Origin of the sequence: Amycolatopsis cihanbeyliensis (assembly GCF_006715045.1) — a bacterium.
GTDB classification, from domain to species: Bacteria; Actinomycetota; Actinomycetes; order Mycobacteriales; family Pseudonocardiaceae; genus Amycolatopsis; species Amycolatopsis cihanbeyliensis.
Genome location: NZ_VFML01000001.1, coordinates 244,885 through 265,387 on the forward strand (window position 1 = coordinate 244,885; position 20,503 = coordinate 265,387).

Genomic DNA, 20,503 nt, shown 5'->3' on the forward strand with positions numbered 1-20,503 from the left:
CGAGGGCGGTGTGCCCGTCGCGCCCTGACGAAAGGGACAACGTGATACCGCCTGGTTACGTCGAGCGCCGCGTGCCGTTCGAGTTCGACCCGCTGACCGCGGTGACGGCGCTCGCCGCGGGATCGGGGGAAGCCCACGTCGTCTACGAGGGCGCCGGCACGGCCTGTCTCGCCGAGGGCGAGCTCGCCACGGTCCGCGTGCACGCCGACGGCGCTACGCTCAGCACCGGAGGGCGGCGGCGGGAGTTCCCCGCCCCTGGAACGCCACTCGACGGGGCCGGCGCGGCACTGCGGGACGTGCCGGTACCGCACTGGCGCGCCTATGGCTGGGCCTGCTTCGAGCTGAGTCACGCGCTGAACGGCGCGCCGGGCCCCGCCCGTGACAGCACGCTCGCCCACCTCGCCGTGCCCGAGCGGGAGATCCGGATCGGTGCGGGTTCCGCGTTGCTGCGCGCCACCAGTGGCGCCGAGTTGGACGTGCTGCAACAGCGGCTCGCCGACGCGGTGCCCGGCGAGAGCGAGTCCGGATCCCGCCAGCGACTCGACGTGGACGTCGCGGGGTATGGCGGTGCGGAGTACCGGGCCGCCGTCGACACCGCGGTGGCGGACATCAGGGCGGGCGGGCTCGACAAGGTGATCCTCTCCCGCACGGTTCCGGTGTCCGCCGAGATCGACCTGCCCGCCACCTACCTGGAAGGCAGGCGCGGCAACGATCCCGCACGCTCCTTCCTGCTCCGGCTCGGCGGCTGGGAGGCCACCGGGTTCAGCCCGGAGATCGTCGTCCACATCGGACCCGATGGGCAGGTCACCACGCAGCCGCTCGCCGGTACCCGCGCGCTCGACGGCAACGCCGTGTTCGACATCGCCCGCCGCGAGGAGCTCTACCGCGATGCCAAGGAGGTCTTCGAGCACGCGATCTCGGTCCGGCTCGCCGCCACCGAGCTGGCCACGGTCTGCGAGCCCGGTTCGGTGCGGGTGGCCGACTTCATGTCGGTCAAGGAGCGCGGCAGCGTCCAGCACCTGGCGTCCGAGGTTTCCGGCAGGCTGGCCGGGGCCTGCTCCCCGTGGGACGCGCTGGCCGCCCTGTTCCCCGCGGTCACCGCGTCCGGTATCCCCAAGGCCTCCGCATGCGAGGTGATCCGCCGCACCGAGCCGGAGCGCGGCCTCTACAGCGGCGCCGTGCTCACCGCGGACGCGGATGGCACGTTGGATGCCGCGCTCGTGCTGCGCAGCGTCTACCGCCGGGGCGGTCGCACGTGGCTGCGCGCGGGGGCGGGCATCGTCGCCCAGTCCGCTCCGGACAGGGAACTGGAGGAGACCGAGGAGAAGCTCCGCAGCGTGTCCCGGTTTCTCGTGCGCGCACCCGCCTACCGCGGGGCGGCGGTGGTCGCGTCGTGACACCCCGCCCGTTGCGCGTGGTGGTCGCCGGTACCGGGTTCGGCCGCGTCTACCTGGAGGCCGTCCGGCGGCACCCGGAGGAGTTCGCCCTCGCCGGCATCCTGGCGCGCGGTAGTGACTACTCGGTCGCCTGCGCCGTACGCCACGGCGTTCCGCTGTTCACCACGGTGGACGAGGTGCCCGGCGAGGTGGAAGCCGCGTGCGTGGTGGTGCGGCCAGGCACCATCGGTGGCGCGGGGACCGAGCTCGCGCGGGCGCTGCTGCGGCGCGGCATCCACGTGCTGCAGGAGCACCCGCTGCGCGCCGACGAGATCACCGAGTGCCTGCGCGCGGCTGCCGAGGGCGGGGCCGCCTATGCCGTGAACACCCTCTACCCCCGGCTGCGGCCGGTGCGCCGGTTCCTCGCCGCCGCCGAGTTCCTGCGGCGCGGGCGGCCACCCGCGTTCCTCGATGCTGCGTGCAACAGCCAGGTCGCCTACCCGCTGCTGGACATCCTCGGCCGGGCCGCGGGCGGGCTGCGGCCGTGGGCGCTCGGGGAGCCGTCCCCGCGCGGCGCGCACCCGTTCCGTGCCCTGCCCGCCGTGATCGGCGGTGTCCCGGTGACGCTGCGGGTGCAGAACCAGGTGCACCCCGACGACCCCGACAACCACTCGTACCTGCTGCACCGGGTCACCCTCGGCCACGAGGGCGGCGCGCTGACCCTGGCCGACACCCACGGGCCGGTGCTGTGGAACCCGCGGCTGCACTCGCCGCGCGACGGCACCGGCCGGTTGGTCATGGCCGGGCCGGGCACCGAACGGCTCGCCGTGCCCAGCACGGTCCAGCTCGGTGCCGAGCGGCCGGGCAGCTACCACGAGGTCCTCGCCGCGCTCTGGCCGGACGCGGTGGCCGAGAGCCTGCGCGTCCTGCGCCGCGACATCGAGCACCCGGCTGGGCGGGGCCGCGGCGGGCAGTGGGCGCTCGGCGTGTCCCAGCTGTGGGGCGAGCTCACCGCCCGGATCGGCCTGCCGGAGCTGATCCGCCCCGGCGAGCCGGAACCTGTCCCGCTCGACGAACTACAGGAGGCAGCCCGATGCGATGCAGCCATGTCCTGGTGAAGGTCGCCGACCTGCACGCCGCGGTCGCAGACTTCCGCGAGCTCGGCTTCACCGTGGACTACGCCTCGGCCGAGCGCGCCGCCCGACACGCGCACATCTGGTTCGCCGAGGGGCCGATCATCGAGCTGCTCACCACGCCACCGAGGGCTGAGCTGCTCAAATGGCCGATCGAGCTCGCCCTCGGCCGGGGCGTGGGTACCCGCATGACGCGCTGGGCGCGGGCGGGGGAGGGCTTCTGCGACGTCGCCGTCGTCACCGGGGGATCCGACCTGGCGGGGCCGCGGCGGCGGCTGCGCGACGCGGGCGTGCCCATCGGGCGGCCGGTGGCATGGAAGCGCACCCGGCCCGACGGCGCCGTTACGCGGTTCCGCTTCGCCTATCCCCGCAACGACCGGTTGCCGTTCCTGGTCACGCCCTACGACCCGCCGCAGCATCCGCCGGAGGTGCGCCACCCCAACGGCGTCACCAGCCTTATCCGCGTGCTGCTCGACGTCGGCGCCACGGACCGGCCCGCGTTCGACCGCGTCATCGGCGACAGCCCCGACTTCGCCGTCACGCCTGGCGAGACGACCCGGATCCGGGCGATCGAGCTGGCTGGGCTCACCGAGCAACTCGACACCCGGCTGCTGCACGGCGCAGCTGTGCGCCCGGCGTCCCCGACCGATTCCCGGAGGACCTCATGACGATCAACCGCCGGCATCTGCTGCGGACCACCGGCATGGCGCTCGGCGTGGCCGGCGCGGGCGCGCTGCTCGCCGCCTGCGGCGCCGGAGGCGGCGGCGGGGGACCGGTCGAGAACGCCGGAGCGGCCACGCCCCGCCGGGGTGGCACGCTGCGCGCCGCCTTCACCGGCGGCGGGGCGGCGGAGAGCCTCGATCCGTATGCGGGTGGCTCGCCGATCGACTTCGTGCGCAACGACGTCATCTACGACTCGCTGTTCGGTATGCGTGGCGCCGAGGTGGTGCCCGCACTCGCGACCGAGGCGACTCCGGCAGCCGACGCGCGCTCGTTCACCCTGCGGCTGCGGGAAGGCGTGGTCTGGCACGACGGATCGCCTTTCACCGCGCGGGACGTGGCGTACAGCCTGCGCTACATGAGCTCGCCGGACCGCCCGCAGCCGAGCCAGCTCGCGGCCTATGTGGACCCCGAGGGCGTCGAGGTCCGCGACGAGCACACCCTGTACGTGCCAACCCGCCAGCCGGTCGGCGATCCCGCGCTGTTCCTTGCCGCGTTCCCGGGGAAGATGGTGCCCGACGGCGCCACGGCCTTCGGCGCCGGCGAGGCCGTCGGCACCGGTCCGTACACGGTGGACGCGTTCGAGGCCGGCCGCGAGGCCAGGCTCCGGCGGTTCGACCGGCACTGGGACGGTGCGGCACCCGCCGACGAGCTCGTGCTGCTGAGCCTTTCCGAGGCGCAGGCGAAGGTGAACGCGGTCAGGACCGGGCAGGCGGACTACGCGGGCGACATCCCCTACGCCACGGCGAAGGCCGGCGCCCCCTCGGCGGACCTGGAGATCCGCACCGCGGGCGCGGCGGCTCGCACCGGCATGGGTTTCGTGCTCAACACCACCAAACCGCCGTTCGACGACCCGAGGGCCCGCAAGGCGGTGCGGCTCGGCATCGACCGCAAGGCGCTCGTCGACGCGGTGCTGCTCGGCTACGGCGTTCCCGGCAACGACCTGTTCTGCGCGGGTGCCAAGTACTTCAGCGACCGGGAGCCGCTCGCTCGCGATGTCGGGGCGGCGCGGCGGCTGCTGCGCGAGGCCGGTGCCGAGGGCGCCGAGGTGACGATCCGGTCGGCGGAATGGGAGATCGGCTACAACGCCTCGACCCAGCTGCTGGCCGAGCAGCTCAAGGACATCGGGCTCACCGTGCGACCGCAGATCGTCGGCCCGGCCGAGTTCTTCGCGGCCGATGCCGTTGCGGCCGCGAACGGGATAGCGTTCTCGGCGGGTCCCGTACCGCTGGTCGTCATGTACGCCCGGCTGAGCGCGATTCCCGCGCTGGCCATGCCGGGCAGGGAGTTCCAGTCGGCGCTGACCACAGCCATCGCGAGCACGGCGGGGGCCGAGCGCGCCGGCGCCTGGGCGCGGGCGCAGAACGTCATGGCCGAGCGCGGCAACACGGTCATCTGGGGCCTTGCCGACGCGTTGAGCCTGGCCAGGACGAGCGTGGCCGGAGTCGAGGTCCGTGGCCAGCCGAAGTACCCCTACCTCGGCAAGGCCGGGCTGGCGTGACGGGACATCCGGTGCTGCGCAGGCTGGCGCCGCGGCTGGGTACCAGCCTCGGCCTGCTGGTCCTGCTGTCTTTCCTGGTCTACGTCGGGGTCGAGGCGCTGCCCGGCGACCCGGTCACCAGCAGGCTCGGGCCCACCGCCACCCCGGAGCGGGTCGCCGAGCTGCGTGCCCACCTCGGGCTCGACCGGCCCGTGCTGGTCCGCTACGGCGAGTGGGTGGCCGGGCTGTTCCACGGCGATCTCGGCAGGTCGGCGACCGGGCAACCGGTCACCGCGATGCTGTCGGACCGGGTCGGCAACTCCGCGCTGCTGGCGGGGATCGCGATCGGGCTGCTGGCCCCGCTGTCGCTGGGGCTGGGGCTGTGGGCGGCGTGGCGCCGGGGCCGGGGCGCCGACCGGGTGATCTCCGGCGGCGCGCTGCTGCTGGTTTCGGTGCCCGAGTTCGTCGTGGCCGGCGCGCTCGTGCTGCTGTTCGCCGTCACCCTGCGCCTGCTGCCCGCGGTGTCACTGCTGCCGGTGGGTGCGAGCCCGCTGAGCCACCCCGAGGTGCTGGTGCTGCCCGTGCTGAGCCTGCTGTTCGTCGGCCTCGCGTACGCGACCCGGGTGATCCGGGCCTCGGCCGCAGCCACGCTCACCGGGGGACACGTGGAGTTCCTGCGCCTTTCCGGCGCGCCGGGGGCGACCTTGCTGCGCCGCGCCGTGCTACCGGCGGTGCTGCCCGTCGCGGTGCAGGTGTGGCTGGTCACCGGCGTCGGTTTCGTCGGGGGCGCCGTGCTGGTGGAGAAAGTGTTCGGCTACCCGGGAATCGGGGAGCTGCTGGTGGCGTCGGTGCGGACCGGTGACCTGCCGGTCGTGCAGGCACTCGTGCTCGTGCTGGGCGCCGCGATGCTCGCCGCGCTCGTGCTGGCCGACCTGGCTGTCGTGCTGCTCACCCCGCGGCTGCGTACGGGGGTGGCCCGATGACCCGCAAGCTGCTCGGCTGGGGGCTGTTCGGCCTCGTCGTGGTGCTGGTCCTCATCGGACCCGAGCTGGCGTCGCACTCGCCGACCGAGCCGGTGGCCCGGCCCTACAGCCCACCCGGCACCGGCGGGGTGTTCGGCACCGACCGGCTCGGCCGCGACGTCGCCTCGCGGATGCTGCACGGCGGCAGGCCGCTGCTGCTGACCAGCCTCGTGGCCGCCACGGCCGGTTCCGTGCTCGGCGCCCTCGCCGGGATCTTCACCGCGCTCGCGGCGCCACGGCACCGCTGGGTGGAGGCGGTGGTGCTGCGCCCGCTGGACACACTCGCCGCGGTGCCGCCGATCCTCATGCTGCTGCTCGTGCTGACCGCGTTGCCCGGCCGGGCGGGGCTCGTGCTCGCGGTCGCGCTCGCCGGGCTGCCGCTTTCGGCCAGGGTCGCGCGCGCCGCGGCCGAGCAGGTCGCCGGTCGCGCCCACGTGGAGGCGGCCGTCGCGCGGGGTGAGGGCTGGGGCTGGCTGATCGGCCGCGAGGTGCTCCCGCTCGTGGCCGGGACGCTGCTGGCCGACCTCGGCCTGCGGTTCGTGATCGCGTTCTACCTCGTGGCCGCCGCCGGGTTCCTCGGCCTGAGCACGTCCTCGGCCGACTGGGGGCTGCTGGTGGTCGAGGCGCTGCCCGGTGCGGCGCTGCAGCCCTGGGCGCTGATCGTGCCGGTGCTCGGGATCGCCGCCATCGCGGTGAGCGTCAACCTGACCTCCGACGCGGTGAGCCGCAGGGCGAGGGGGTTGGTGGCATGACGCCGTTGGTGAACGTCGAAGGGTTGCGTCTGTCCACACCGGACCGGATGGTCCTCGACGGCGCCGCGTTCACCGTGGGTGAGGGCGAGGCCGTCGGCGTCGTCGGTGCGTCCGGTTCCGGCAAGACCACGCTCGGGCTGGCGCTGCTCGGCCACTGCCGGGCCGGTGTCGAGCACGCCGGCGGCCGGGTGACCGTGGCCGGCGACGATGTGTTGCCGCACCCGCCGCCGGGGCTGCGCGGCGGCACCGTCGGGTACGTGAGCCAGGACCCTGGCGCCGCGCTCAACCCCTACGCGCGGATCGGGTCCATCCTGCTCACCGCCACCGGGCGGCGGGTTCCGCGACGCGATCGCGGTGAGGTGGTGCGCCGGTTGCTGGAACGTGTCGCGCTGCCCGGCGAGCCCGACTTCGCCCGCCGCTACCCGCACCAGCTCTCTGGGGGCCAGCAGCAGCGCGTGGTGGTGGCCGCCGCGCTCGCTCGCGCGCCCCGGCTACTGGTGCTGGACGAGCCGACGACGGCACTCGACGTGCTGGCCAAGGCCGAGGTGGTCGCCGAGATCCGGCGGCTGCGCGCCGAGGGCGTGGCACTGCTGTGGATCAGCCACGACCTCGACACGGTGCGCTCCCTCGTGGACCGCGTGGTCGTGCTCGAAGGGGGGCGGGTGGTGGAGGACAGCCCGGTCGAGCGGGCGCTCACCCGCCCGGATTCACCGGCGGCGCGCATGCTCGTGGCCGCCGAGCCCATCCGCCACCCGGAGTCCGGCGCCGGCCGCGTCGAAGTCCTCGGCGGTCGGTCGGTCGGCGCGGCGTACGGCTCGCGGCCCGTGCTGTCCGGCGTTGACCTCGCCGTCCATCGCGCGGAATGCCTTGCCGTGCTCGGTGTGTCCGGGGTCGGCAAGAGCACGCTCGCTCGCTGCCTCGCCGGGCTGCAGCGGCCCACCAGCGGGACGGTGCTGCTGCACGGCGAACCGCTCGCACCCGACGTCCGCTCGCGCACCGCCGCCCAGCGGGCCGCGATCGGCCTGGTCGCGCAGAACCCGGCCGAGTCGCTGCATCCGCGCCAGAACGTGCGCACCGCGCTGGCCCGGCCATTGCGACGGCTGCGCGGCATCGCGGATCGTGCCGCCCAGGACGCGGAGGTGGAGCGGCTGCTCGACGCGGTGCACCTGCCTGGTGCACTGGCCGCGCGGCTGCCCGGCGAGCTCTCTGGCGGCCAGCGGCAGCGGGTGGCGCTGGCCAGGGCACTCGCCGCCGAGCCGGCCGTGCTGCTGTGCGACGAGGCGACCTCCGCGCTGGACACCGTGACCCAGGCCGAGGTCCTCGACCTGCTCGGCGAACTACGAACCGAGCTGGGGCTCGCCGCCGTCCTGATCACCCACGACGCGCGCGTCGCCGCGGCCGCCTCGGACCGGGTGCTCGTCCTGGCACGGGGCGGGACGGTCGCGACCGGCCGCACGGCCGAACTACTCGGCGACGGCGCGGACCCGGAACGCTGCGCCGCCCGACTGCTCAAGACCACATCCGACGTCCACAATTCGAACGTCCACTTAGGAGCGTCCGTCGCATGAAAGCACCCGAGATCGTCGCCGAGCTGAGAACACTGGGGGTGGACCTCTGGGCCGAGTCGGGCCAGATCCGGTTCCGCGCGCCGAGGGGCGTGCTGACCGACGAGCGGCGGGAAGCGCTGCGCGCCCACAAGGCCGAGATCGTCCGGCTGCTCGACCGCGACGGCGAGGCCGCCACCGCGGTCGGCGACCCGGACGCGGCCACCGAGCCGTTCCCGCTCACCGACGTGCAGGCCGCCTACCTGCTCGGCAGGCGCGACCCGTTCGGCTACGGCGGCGTGGCCTGCCACGGCTACCTGGAGGTCACCTACCCCCGGCTCGATCCGGTGCGCGTCGCGGACGCATGGAACAAGCTGATCGCGCGGCACGACATGCTCCGCGCGGTCATCTCCGACGACGGCTACCAGCGGGTGCTGCCCAGCGTTCCCCATCTCCCGGTGCCGGCCAGGGACCTGCGCGGCGCGGGCGAGGCCGAGGTCACCGCCGCGCTGGAGACCGTGCGCGCCGAGCTGGGGCACCGGATGTACGACCCGGCCACGTGGCCGCTGTTCGGGCTGCGGCTGACCCGGCACGACGGCGGGGACGTCCTGCACATATCGATGGACTCGCTCATCGCCGACTGGGCCAGCGCAGGGATCCTGCTGGGCGAGCTGGATACGCTGCTCGCCGACCCCGCGGCCGAGCTGCCCGCGCTGGAGATCGGCTTCCGCGACTACCTGATCGCCGAGCGCGGGCTACGGGAGACCGCACGGTACCGCCGCGACCGCGACTACTGGCAGGCCCGCGTGGACGAACTGCCCCCGGCACCCGACCTGCCGCTGGGTACCCGGTCCCAGGACGGTCCGGTGCGGTTCCACCGCCACCACGCCCGCCTGGGTGCCGACCGGTGGGCGGCACTGCGCGCGCGGGCGGGCCGGCACGGGATCACCGCGTCCACCGCCGTGCTCACCGCCTACGCCGCCGTGCTGGGCCGGTGGGCCCGCCATCCCCGGTTCACCCTCAACCTGACGCTGCTGAACCGGCAGCCGCTGCATCAGCAGGTGGACCGCCTCGTCGGCGACTTCACCTCGGTGAGCCCGCTGGCCGTCGACGATGGCGGTAACGCCCCGTTCTCCGAACATGCTCGCCGCCTCGGTGCCCAGCTGTTCGCGGATCTGGATCACCGGCTCTACTCCGGCGTCGAGGTGGTCCGCGAGATCGCGCGCCGTCGGGGCCGCGAGGCCGCGCTGCTGCCGGTGGTGTTCACCAGCGGCATCGGGCTGCGGACCGGCACGTCGAGCATCGGCCGGTTCGGGTTCGGCATCACCCAGACTCCGCAGGTGTTCCTCGACTGCCAGGTCGGAGACGACGCGGACGGGCTGGTGGTCAACTGGGACGTGCGGGAAGGGATCTTCCCCGGCGGGCTGGTCGAGGACATGTTCGCGGCGTTCGAGTCATTGCTGGTGTGGCTGGCCGATTCCGACGACGCCTGGGACAGCGGTGAGCCGGTGCCGTTGCCGGGTTGGCAGGTGGAGGAGCGGGCCAGGGCCAACGACACGGCCGCGCCGCTGCCGGAAGCTCCGCTGCACGCGGAGTTCTTCGCGCGGGCGGCCCGCGCGCCGGACGCGCTCGCGGTCACCGGCCCGGCGGGCACGCTCACCTATGGCGAGCTCGCGCGGCGTGCCGGTGCCGTCGCCAACGCGGTGCGGGCGGCCGGATGTGAGCCAGGGGAGCGGGTCGCGATCCTCATGGAGAAGGGGCCCGAGCAGGTCGCCGCGGTGCTCGGCGTGCTGCTCGCCGGCGCGGCCTACCTTCCGGTGGACACCGGGCAGCCCCGGCTGCGCCGCGAGCGGCTGCTGCGCGGGGTGCGGCTCGCGCTCACCCAGTCCTGGCTCACCGAGCGGCCCGACCGCGCCGCGATCGACGTGGACACGCTCCAGCCCGTCGCCGATCAGCCCGCGGTGGACGAGATCGATCCGGACGCGCTCGCGTACGTCATCTACACCTCCGGCTCGACCGGCGACCCCAAGGGCGTCGCGGTAACCCACCGGGCCGCGCTGAACACCGTCGCCGACGTCAACCGGCGGTTCGCCGTGACCGCGGAGGACCGGGTGCTCGGGCTCGCCCAGCTCGGCTTCGACCTGTCCGTCTACGACATCGCCGGCCCGCTGTCGGTGGGCGGCGCGCTGGTGCTGCCGGACGCGGGCCGGCCGGCCGACCCCTCGCACTGGGCACGGCTGGTCGCCGAGTACGGGGTGACGGTGTGGAACTCCGTGCCCGCGCAGCTGCGGATGCTGGTGAGCTACCTCGACAGCGAACCGGCCCCCCTGCCCACCCCGCGCCTGGCGATGCTCTCCGGCGACTGGGTCCCGGTGTCCCTGCCAGCCAAGGCCACCGCGCACCTGCCCGGGCTGTCGCTGGTGAGCCTCGGCGGAGCCACCGAGGCCGCCATCTGGTCCATCCACCACCCGATCGAGCGGGTCGATCCGGAGTGGACGAGCATCCCCTACGGCAGGCCACTGACCAACCAGGGTTTCCGCGTGCTGGACGCCGCGCTGCGGGACTGTCCGGTGTGGACCACCGGGGAGCTGTACATCACCGGGTCGGGGCTGGCCACCGGGTACTTCGGCGCCCCTGAGCTCACCGCCGCGAAATTCTTCCACCACCCGGTCGATGGGCAGCGGCTCTACCGCACCGGCGATCTCGGCCGCTACCTGCCCGGCGGGGACATCGAGTTCCTGGGCCGCGAGGACAACCAGGTCAAGATCCGCGGGCACCGGATCGAGCTGGGCGAGATCGAGGCCGCGCTGCTCGCCCACCCCGAGGTCGGCGGCGCCGCGGTGGTCGTCGACGGCGACGGGCTGCTCGGCTTCGCCGAACCCGCCCGGCACACCGAACCCGCCGAGCCACTCGACCGCACGATCGACGCGGTGCGCCGGTTCGCCGACCGGCAGGTCACCGGGCTCGGCGCCGAGCAGGTCACCGAGCACGTGCGTGCCCTGCACGGCGCCGCGTACGGTTCGATGCTGCGCGCGCTCACCCGGCGGGGTGCGCTCGCGAGCCCGCAAACGGCGGAGGACGTGCTGCGGGCGGCGCGGGTGCCCGAGCGGCACCACTGGCTGGTGCGCCGCTGGCTCGACCTCCTCGCCGGGGCCGGTCACCTCGGCTTCGACCCCGGGACCGGGCATTACACCCCGCGCACCGAGGTCGACGCGGAGGCGGAGCGGCGCGCGTGGGAGCGGGTCGAGCGGCAGGCGGACGCCGGGCTGTGCACGCCCGAGTTCGTCCGGTACCACCGCGCGCACGTCGAGCGCGTCGACGCGCTGCTGGACGGCGAGCAGAACCCGTTCGAGCTGCTGTTTCCGGAAGGGCGGACGGACACCGCCCGCGCGGTGTACCGCGATGACGCGATCTCCCGTTACCTCAACCACGGCGCCGCGGCGCTGCTGAACCGGATCGCCGCCGCGCGCGACGAGGACGCCGGGCCACTGCGGGTGCTCGAGGCGGGCGCGGGCACCGGCGCCACCACCTCGGCCGTGCTGCCGCTGCTCGCCGGGTTCGACGTCGACTACCTTTTCACCGACATCACCCCGTTCTTCCTGCCCGGGGCACGCGCGGAGTTCGCCGGGCTCGGCGGGCTGCGCACCGGTGTGGTCGACCTCGACTCCGGGCATCGCGAGCAGGGCCTCGCGCCCAACTCGTTCGACGTCGTGCTGTGCGCGGGCATGCTGAACAGCACCCGCGACCCGGGCGTCGCGCTGGAAAGGGCCGTGGAGCTGCTGGTGCCCGGCGGCTGGCTGGTGTTCACCGAGCCCACCGCCGAGCATCCGCACATCCTGCTCACCCAGGGCTTCCTGATGGACCCACGCGCGGACGGCACCACCCTGCTCACCCGGGAGCGCTGGCAGGAACTGGCCGAGCGGGCGGGTGCGCGTGCCGTGCTGTGCCTGCCCGAGGACGATCATCCACAGGCCGCGCAGGGCATGCACCTGTTCGCCGCGCGCGCCAAGACCGACCGGCGGCAGGTCACGCCCCAGCGGCTGGGCGCGTTCCTCGCCGAGCGCCTGCCCGCGCACATGGTGCCAACCCACCTGCAGCTCGTGGACGAGCTGCCCCTCACCGGCAACGGCAAGGTCGACCGCGCGCTGCTGGTCACCTGGCGTCCCGCGCCGCTCGCCGGATCCGACACCGGCGAGGACGCCGCACCGGACGAGCTGGAGGCCAGGCTGTGCGCGCTGTGGGCGAGCGCGCTGGGCGTGGCGCGTATCGACAGGGGGGAGAACTTCTACGACCGGGGCGCGGACTCGCTGGTCATGGCCAGGGTGGCCGGGCGGCTGCGCGAGGAGGTGCCGGAGGCGGCGGGCGTCGCCTATGACACGCTGCTGCGGCAGCTGCTGAACGAGCCCACCGTCGCGGCGCTGGCCCGATCCCTGACCGCCGACCGGCCAGCCACCGAGGATGTGCACAGTGGACGTGCCGAGCGCGGGAACTCGCTGCTGGTGCCGTTCGGGGGAGGGGAGGAAGGCCCGGCCCGGGTGCTGTTCCACGCCGCGCTCGGGACCATGGACTACTTCCAGCCGATCGGCAACGCGCTGGCGCGGCAGGAGCTGGGGCCGGTGGTCGGCATGGCAGTCGCCGACGCCGAAGCCTACTGCGCCATCGAGCCCGGGGAGCTGATCGCCCGGGTCGCCGACGACTACACCGACCGCCTGCTTTCCGAGGGGTACCAGCGGTTCCAGCTGATCGGTTACTGCCTCGGCGGCCTGCTCGCCACCGAGGTGGCGAGGCGGATGCTCGAGCGCGGCGTCGCCGTCGACGACCTGACCCTGGTAGACAGCATCCCCATGTTCCTCGAGACCGACGAGGAACTGGCCTTCGAGGCCATCTTCGTCCCGAATCTCGGGCTCGACCCGGTGGCCACGGTCTTCGGCGAGGACGTCGACCCCGCCGATGTCTACCGCGCCATCGACGGGCTGATGGACGAGCACGACCGGGTCATCCCGGCGGGAGCGCTCGCGGCTCTGGGCGGCGACCCCGGCCTCGACGCGGTGGCGGCCGCGGCACGCCGGCAGCACGAGCGCACCCAGCCGGAGCGCCTCGCCTCCTACGCGGCCGTGGCGGCACGGCAGGCGGGGGTGCCGGTCGATCCGGAGCTGATCCCCGCGCTGTTCCACGTCTGCCGGCACAGCATGCGCGCCGCCCGGTTCGACCCCGAGCCGTACGCGGGCGCCATGACCTTCCTGCGCGCCACCGAGCAGCAGTCCTTCGGCATCACCGCGGGGGTCGGCCACCTGGTGGCGCCGTTCTGGCAGCGGACCTGCCTCGGCGGGCTCACCGTGATCGACGTTCCCGGCAACCACTTCAGCGTGATCGAACCGCCACAGGTGGATGTGACCGCCGCCCACCTCGCTACTCCACTCACCGGGGAAGGGTCATGACGACCACGACAACTACCTCCACCGTCGACGAGACACCGACCGGCACCGGCGCGCGGGAGCCCACCGGGGAGGACCCTGGCCGGCGGCGGCGCACTCGCTCCGGGGCCGCGCTGCGCGAGCTGCGCAGGCCGGTGGCCCGGCTGACCCGGCTGGGCGTGGTTTTCGGCGCCCTCGGGGCGCTCACCACCCTCGTCCCGTTCGCCGGTCTCGCCGAGCTGGGCCGGGCCCTGCTGGAGCCGGGAGCAGGCAGGCCCGTCGACGGCGGCGAGCTGGCGCTGATCGCGGCCGTCGTCGTCGCCGCGCTCGTCGTGGGCTGGCTCGCGGGCGGCCTCGCGCTCTGGTTCACGCACCAGGCCGACGCCCGGTTGCAGACGATCCTGCGCCGCCGCATGGTGCGCCGCCTCGGCGCCGTCCCGCTCGGCTGGTACTCCGACACCATGTCCGGGCAGGTGCGCAAGGCCGCCCAGGACGACATCGACGACCTGCACCACCTCGTCGCGCACCACGACGTCGAGCTGACCGGCGCGATCGTGCTCCCGGTCGCGGGCGTGGCGTACCTGTGCTGGCTGGACTGGCGGCTCGCCCTGCTCGCCGTCGCCACGCTGCCCATCTACCTGGTCGCCTACGCGTGGATGATGCGCGGCTTCGCCGACAAGATGCGGCAGATGGACGCGGGCTTCGCGAAGGTGAGCGCCGCGATCGTCGAGTTCGTCCACGGCATCACCGTGGTGAAGGTGTTCGGCCAGGTGGGCCGCGCGCACGACAGTTACCGCCGCGCGGTGGACGAGTACGGGCAGCGCTATGCCGGCTGGGTCCGCCCGGTGCTGCGGCTGGAGGCGCTCACCTCGATGGCGCTGTCCGCGCCGGTGATCGCGGTGGTGAGCCTCGCCGGCGGCATCTGGTTCACCGCGCGGGGTTGGGTGACCCCGGTCGAGGCGTTGACCGAGGTGCTCGTCGCGCTCGTCATCCCGACCACGCTGCTCACCCTGAACAACGGCCTGACCGCGCAGCGCAAGGCCGTGGCCGCCGCCGAGCGGATCGTGACGTTGCTGCGCACGCCGAGCCTGCCGGTCGCCGAGCACCCCGAGGAACCCGACGGTCACCACGTCGAGTTCGCCGACGTGTCGTTCAGCTACGACGGCACCGAACCCGTTCTGTCCCATGTGGATCTGGAGTGCCTTCCGGGCACGGTCACCGCACTCGTCGGCAGCTCCGGCGCGGGCAAGTCGACCATGGCGAAGCTGCTGCCCCGGTTCTACGACGTCACCGGCGGCGCCATCCGCCTCGGCGGGGTGGACCTGCGCCGGATCGCCCCGGAGACGCTGTACCGCAAGGTCGGGTTCGTGCTGCAGGACGTGCAACTGCTGCATGGCACCGTCGCGGACAACCTGCGTCTCGGCCGGCCGGACGCCGGTGCCGACGACCTCGTCGCGGCGGCGACGGCGGCCCGCATCCACGACCGGGTCCTGGCGCTGCCCCGGGGATACGACTCGGTCGTCGGAGAGGATGCGGTGTTCTCCGGCGGGGAGGCGCAGCGCATCTCCATCGCGCGTGCCCTGCTCGCCGACACCCCGGTGCTGGTGCTGGACGAGGCCACCGCCTACGCGGACCCGGAGTCGGAGGCGCAGATCCAGGACGCGCTGTCGGTACTCGCCAGCGGTCGCACCGTGCTCGTCATCGCGCACCGCCTGGCCACCATCACCGGGGCCGACCAGATCGTCGTGCTCGACGGCGGAGTGGTCGCCGAACGCGGCACCCACGAGGAGTTGCTCGCCGCGGGCGGTCGGTACGCGCGCATGTGGCGGGCCTACACGCGGGCCGAAGGGAGCGGGAAGTGATCAGGGACCTGATGACGATCATGGGGCCGGAGCACCGCCGCTCGGTCCGGATCTACCTCGCGTGGCTGGTGGCCTTCGGGGTACTGCAGGGGGTGGCCACGGCGCTGCTCGTGCCGGTGCTCCAAGCCCTGCTGGCCGGGCAGACCGGCATCGCGCTGCGCTGGCTGCTCGTCCTGCTGGCCGCCGTCGTGATCACCTGCGTGGCGCGCTACCAGCAGGCGATGAAGGGCTTCGCGCTGGCGCTGGTGACGTTGACCAGCCTGCACCGCAGGCTCGGCGACCACGTCGCGACCCTGCCACTGGGCTGGTTCTCCTCCGAGCAGGTGGGCAGGCTCTCGCGCAGCGCCACCGGTGGCACGCTGATGGTCACCAACGTCACCGCGCACCTGCTGACCCCGGTCGCCAGCGGCATTCTCACCCCCGCCACCGTCGCGCTCGCGATGCTCGCCTTCGACTGGCGGCTCGGGCTGGCCACCGTGCTGTGCGCGCCGCTGCTGTACCTGGTGCATCGCTGGGCCGCCACCGCGGTGGGCCGCAGCGAGGAGCGCACCGACGCCGCGGGCGCACTCGCCAGCAGCCGGGTGGTGGAGTTCGCCCGCAACCAGCAGGTGCTGCGGGCGTTCGGCCGTACCACCGAGGGCTACCAGCCGCTGGAGGACGCGATCGAGCGGCAGCGCGGCGCGTGGGGCCGGATGCTGGCGCAGACCGCGCCCCGGCTGCTCGGCAGCGGCCTCGCGGTGCAGCTCGCGTTCGCCGTGGTGATCGCGGTCGGCGTGAGCCTCGCCGCAGGCGGGGCGATCGACCCGGTGCCGCTCGTGGCGCTGCTTGCGCTGGCCGCGCGGCTGACCGGCCCGCTGGCCGAGCTGGCCGGGCAGAGCGGGATGCTGCGGATGGCGGCCAACGACCTGCGCCGCCTCGCCGCCATCTTCGACGAGCCGCCGCTGCCCGAGCCCGCCCGATCCCGCGAGCTCACCGCGCCGGGCGAGATCGCGCTGACCGGGGTGACCTTCGGCTACGAGCCGGACCGTCCGGTGCTGGCGGACGTCACGTTCCGCGTGCCACCGCGCACCATGACCGCCATCGTGGGTGCCTCCGGCTCCGGCAAGACCACGATCACCCGGCTCGTCCTCCGGTTCTTCGACGTGGATGCCGGGGTGGTCTCGGTGGGCGGCGCCGACGTGCGCGAACTGTCCACGACGGACCTCATGGCGCAGATCTCGGTCGTGATGCAGGACGTGTACCTGTTCGACGACACCCTGGAAGCCAACATCCGCCTCGGTCGGCCATCGGCGTCCGAGGCGGATGTCCGGGAGGCGGCGCGGCTGGCCGGGGTGGACGAGATCGTGGCCAGGCTGCCGCACGGCTGGCGGACCGGGGTCGGTGAGGGCGGCGCGTCCCTCTCCGGTGGGGAACGGCAGCGGGTCTCGGTGGCCAGGGCCATCCTCAAGGACGCGCCGATCGTGCTGCTCGACGAGGCGACCGCCGCGCTCGACCCGGAGAACGAGCGGTACGTGGCCAGCGCGCTGCGTGCCCTGTCCGACCGCGCCACGCTGCTCGTGATCGCGCACAAGCTGCCCACCGTCGTCGCGGCCGACCAGATCCTCGTGCTCGACGGCGGTCGCGTCGCCGAGGCCGGTACGCACGAGGAACTGCTTGCCTCCGGCGGTGCCTACACGCGGTTCTGGAACGAGCGCTCCCGCGCCGAGGGCTGGCGGCTGGTGCCATGAACGCCATCGCAGTCGTGGGCGCGTCCGGCCAGGTGGGCACGCGCACCGCCAGAATCCTGCGCGACCTGGGTGCCGGGCCGCTTCGCTTGTCCACACGTGACACCGAAGGGCGGCGTACGGTCGACGTCCACGATCCGGCTTCGCTGGACCGGTTCGCGCGCGGGTGCCGGATCGTGGTCAACTGCGCCGGACCGTCACATGCCGTCGGCGACCGGGTGGCGCGGGCGGCGCTGCGGGCCGGGGCCGGCTACGTGGACGCCGCCGGGGACGACGCGGTGTACGCCGCGCTCGGCCGGGTGGGTACCGGTGGGCATCGCGTGGTGCTCTCCGCCGGGCTCCAGCCTGGTCTCACCGGCCTGCTGCCGCGCTGGGCCGCGGCCGGCGAGCTGGACACCGTGCACGGGCTGCGGGTGTACCTCGGTGTGCTGGACGAGTTCACCGCCGCGGCCGCCGACGATTTCCTGCACGCGGCGGCCGACGGCACGAGCGAGCCCCTGGCCGCGTGGCGGGGCGGTACCCGCCGCTCCGGCGCGCTGACCAGGCGCGACGAGGCCACGCTGCCGTTCCTGCCCGGCCCGGTCACGCTACTGCCCGCGCTGAGTACCGAGTCCGAACGACTCGCCCGCGCGCTCGGGCTGGTCGAAGGCGACTGGTACACCGCGCTGACCGGCGAGCACGTTCGCGCCGCGTTCGGCCGCGTCCGCACGCTCGACCGTGCCGAGGCCGTCGCCGCACTGCGTCGCGCCAGCGGGCTCGACCTCGCGGGCCGGGAGCCGCACGTCCTGCTGCTCGTCCAGGTCGACGGCACCCGGGGAGACGGGCCGGGTATCCGCACGGTGCTGCTGCGCGGGCGTGGCAACGGCGAGCTGACCGGTGCGGTCACGGCGCTGGCCACGCTCGCCGTCGACCGGGCGGAGGTGCCGCCCGGCACGCACTTCGCGGCCGACGTGCTCGACCCGGCGATCACCATCCAGCGGTTGACCGCCGCGGGTATCGCCGAGCCGGTCGTGTTCGACACCGGGATCGAGCGGCTCGCCTCGATAGAGGAGGGAGTCCTGTGACGCTTGAACGTGCGCATGAGGCTGGGCTCGCGGCGATCGCCGGGCACGACGTGGCCGCACTGCCCGGCGCACTGCGCCGGGTGGAGGAGACCAGCCTGCGCGCCATGGCCGCCGTGCTGCCGTCCACCGGGGTGGCGGCGCGGCACGCGTGGCTGGTGGACCGCTGGCGGGCCGCGCTGGAGGGCGAGCCGGACATCGAACCGGACGGCGGCGCGCCGGGTCCCGAGTTCGAGGACGCCTACGCCACGCTCGGGTTCCCGCCTGCCATGGCCCGCTTCCACCGGGCGGCGCTCGCGCGGCTGTCCGGCCTGCTGGCCGACGAGGTCGACGTGCGGCAGTTGCTGTTCGGCGACGCCGACGTGCTCACCGCACTGGCGGCCTACCAGGACAACGTTTTCACCGGCTACCTCAACGCCGCGAGCGCGGACCTGGTGCGCCAGGCCGCCGACGCCACCCCGTACCCGCTGCGCGTGCTGGAGCTCGGCGGCGGCGCCGGGCTGTGCACGGCCGCCGCGCTCGCCGCCCTGCGCGGCGCGCGGTACGAGTACCTGTTCACCGATGTCTCGCGGCTGTTCACCGTCGCCGCGGCGCGGCGTTTCGCCGAACACCCGGGCGTGGACCATGCGCTGCTGGACATCGACACCGACTTCGCGGCACAGGGCAGGGAGGCGGGCAGCGCGGATGTCGTACTCGCGGGCAACGTCCTGCACAACGCGACCCATGTCGGCCGCGCGCTGGAGCGTATCCGGTGGCTGCTCGCGCCCGGCGGCTCGCTGGTGTTCACCGAGTCCACCCGTGAGAACCACGCGATCCTCACGTCGATGCAGTTCCTGCTCTCACCCGAGCCGGGACGAGCCCGGCTCGGCAGCGACGACCGGCGTGGCCCCGCCGGCGCCGTGTTCGTCGACGAGGCCGGCTGGTGCGCGGAGCTGACCGGTGCGGGTTTCACCCCGCCCCGCACCCTGCCAGACCCGGAGTCCCCGCTCGCCGTCGCGGGACAGCAACTGTTCTGGAGCCGCCGTGTGGAGTGAGAGTGATCCGGCAAGGGTGCTCGCGCGGTTGGAGCGCTCGGGGGCAGCGGAGGTCCTTTTGCCCGCGGCGACCGTACGCGCCCTGCCCGCGCAGCCTGCCGCGCCGATGACCGACCTGCCCGCGCTCCGCCGTATCCGTTACCACGGCGAGCCACTCGCCGACGTCGAGGCGGACGCGGTGCGCAGGGCCTTCGACGTCGAACTGGTCCACGTCCCCAGCGGTGTGACCGATGTGGACGGTGTGCGCTCGGCCGCCGCCGGGGCGGCCGAGCGCGAGCTGGCCGGAATCGACCTGGACGCCGCCGTGGTCGCGGTGTACCGCTTCGGGTACGCGGCGCTGCTGTCGATGCTGAACGCATTCGTCCACAGGGGACTGTTCACCGGTCAAGGCGACGCGCACACCCCGGCCGAGATCGCCGCCGCCACCGAGGTGGCTCCCGCGCACCGCGGGCTGCTCGGCCGCTGGCTCGACGTCCTCACCGGGCAGGGGCTGCTGCACGGCGACGGCGGTGCGCTGCGTGCCGTGCCGGAACCGGGCGAGTACTCCGACGACGCGCTGCGCCGGGCGTGGACCGAGGCCGAGCGCGGCTGGCTCGCGACCGCGGGCGCGGCCCGCACCGTCGAGTACGCGCGGCGCAACGCCGAACGGCTTCCCGACCTGCTCAGCGGGCGCTGCGGGGCGGTGCCCCTGCTGTTCCCGGAGGGCCGGACCGGCCTGGCCGCCGCCCTGTACCGGGAGAACCTCACCGGCCGGTACCAGCATGCCGCGGTCGCGGGCCTGACCGCGGCGCTGGCGGCGCGGTGGCAGCGGCCGCTGCGGGTGCTGGAGGTCGGCGCGGGAACCGGCGCCACGACCGAGCGCGTGGTCCCCGCACTCGCCGGGGTGGGCGTGACCGTGGACTACCTCTACACCGACGTGTCGGCGTCCTTTCTGGACGAGGCGCGCGAATGGCTGTCCCGGTATCCGTGGGTGCGCTTCGGCCGGTACGACATCGATGCCGGGCCGGGCGAGCAGGGCTACCAGCCCGCCTCGTTCGACGTGGTGCTCGGCGGCGGGGTGCTGAACGCGGCGAGGGACACCGACGCCTCGGTGCGGTGGCTCACCGAGCTGTTGTGCCCCGGCGGCTGGCTGGTGCTCACCGAGCCGACGGCCGAGGAGTTCTGGATCCTCACCTCGCAGGCGTTCCTGATGGCGGAAGCCGACGACGACAGGGCCGCCACCGGTGCCACGTTCCTCACGCTGCCGCAGTGGAACCGCGTCCTCGACGCGGCCGGGCTACATCGGGTCGTCGGCCTGCCGCCCGACGACCATCCCCTTGCCGAGCTGGGCCACCGCGTCTTCGCCGCGGTGCGTCCCGAGCAACCATCGAAGGGAGCCTGA

The 20,503-nt window shown here is 74.1% G+C and carries 13 protein-coding genes; all 13 read left to right on the forward strand.

Translation table 11 applies throughout. The features are described from left to right. The first annotated feature begins 71 nt into the window (after positions 1-71). From FB471_RS00780 to FB471_RS00840, 13 genes are read left to right on the forward strand one after another with little or no spacing between them, the layout of a single operon-like run. A complete protein-coding gene (locus tag FB471_RS00780; protein ID WP_246076181.1) occupies positions 72-1,397 on the forward strand; it encodes a salicylate synthase in 1,326 nt (441 codons plus the stop codon). Then, complete coding sequence (locus FB471_RS00785) at positions 1,394-2,494, forward strand: Gfo/Idh/MocA family oxidoreductase (RefSeq protein WP_141995454.1); 1,101 nt, start codon at positions 1,394-1,396, stop codon at positions 2,492-2,494. Before FB471_RS00780 ends, FB471_RS00785 begins: the two co-directional genes overlap by 4 nt. After that, positions 2,470-3,177 (forward strand): VOC family protein, encoded by a 708-nt coding sequence (locus FB471_RS00790; RefSeq protein ID WP_141995455.1) that lies wholly within the window; start codon positions 2,470-2,472, stop codon positions 3,175-3,177. The genes FB471_RS00785 and FB471_RS00790 overlap by 25 nt, the downstream gene beginning before the upstream one ends. Continuing rightward, positions 3,174-4,730, forward strand: a complete 1,557-nt coding sequence (locus tag FB471_RS00795; RefSeq protein WP_141995456.1) for an ABC transporter substrate-binding protein — start codon at positions 3,174-3,176, stop codon at positions 4,728-4,730. Before FB471_RS00790 ends, FB471_RS00795 begins: the two co-directional genes overlap by 4 nt. Beyond that, positions 4,727-5,692 carry an ABC transporter permease gene (locus FB471_RS00800; protein WP_246076182.1) on the forward strand — a complete coding sequence of 322 codons (966 nt, stop codon included), beginning with the start codon at positions 4,727-4,729 and terminating at the stop codon, positions 5,690-5,692. Before FB471_RS00795 ends, FB471_RS00800 begins: the two co-directional genes overlap by 4 nt. Beyond that, the gene (locus FB471_RS00805) at positions 5,689-6,483 is read left to right on the forward strand and encodes an ABC transporter permease (RefSeq protein WP_141995457.1); all 795 of its coding nucleotides are present in this window, start codon (positions 5,689-5,691) and stop codon (positions 6,481-6,483) included. Before FB471_RS00800 ends, FB471_RS00805 begins: the two co-directional genes overlap by 4 nt. Continuing rightward, entirely contained in the window at positions 6,480-8,051 is a 1,572-nt protein-coding gene (locus FB471_RS00810) for an ABC transporter ATP-binding protein (protein ID WP_141995458.1), read from the forward strand. The genes FB471_RS00805 and FB471_RS00810 overlap by 4 nt, the downstream gene beginning before the upstream one ends. Beyond that, positions 8,048-13,465, forward strand: a complete 5,418-nt coding sequence (locus FB471_RS00815; RefSeq protein WP_141995459.1) for a non-ribosomal peptide synthetase — start codon at positions 8,048-8,050, stop codon at positions 13,463-13,465. Before FB471_RS00810 ends, FB471_RS00815 begins: the two co-directional genes overlap by 4 nt. Next, a complete protein-coding gene (locus FB471_RS00820) occupies positions 13,462-15,303 on the forward strand; it encodes an ABC transporter ATP-binding protein (RefSeq protein ID WP_141995460.1) in 1,842 nt (613 codons plus the stop codon). The genes FB471_RS00815 and FB471_RS00820 overlap by 4 nt, the downstream gene beginning before the upstream one ends. Then, the gene (locus tag FB471_RS00825; protein ID WP_141995461.1) at positions 15,300-17,030 is read left to right on the forward strand and encodes an ABC transporter ATP-binding protein; all 1,731 of its coding nucleotides are present in this window, start codon (positions 15,300-15,302) and stop codon (positions 17,028-17,030) included. Before FB471_RS00820 ends, FB471_RS00825 begins: the two co-directional genes overlap by 4 nt. Further along, the gene (locus FB471_RS00830; protein ID WP_141995462.1) at positions 17,027-18,091 is read left to right on the forward strand and encodes an NAD-dependent epimerase/dehydratase family protein; all 1,065 of its coding nucleotides are present in this window, start codon (positions 17,027-17,029) and stop codon (positions 18,089-18,091) included. The genes FB471_RS00825 and FB471_RS00830 overlap by 4 nt, the downstream gene beginning before the upstream one ends. Continuing rightward, on the forward strand, positions 18,088-19,122 hold the full coding sequence (locus FB471_RS00835; RefSeq protein ID WP_141995463.1) for a class I SAM-dependent methyltransferase: 1,035 nt from the start codon (positions 18,088-18,090) through the stop codon (positions 19,120-19,122). The genes FB471_RS00830 and FB471_RS00835 overlap by 4 nt, the downstream gene beginning before the upstream one ends. Beyond that, positions 19,112-20,503 carry a class I SAM-dependent methyltransferase gene (locus FB471_RS00840; RefSeq protein WP_141995464.1) on the forward strand — a complete coding sequence of 464 codons (1,392 nt, stop codon included), beginning with the start codon at positions 19,112-19,114 and terminating at the stop codon, positions 20,501-20,503. Before FB471_RS00835 ends, FB471_RS00840 begins: the two co-directional genes overlap by 11 nt.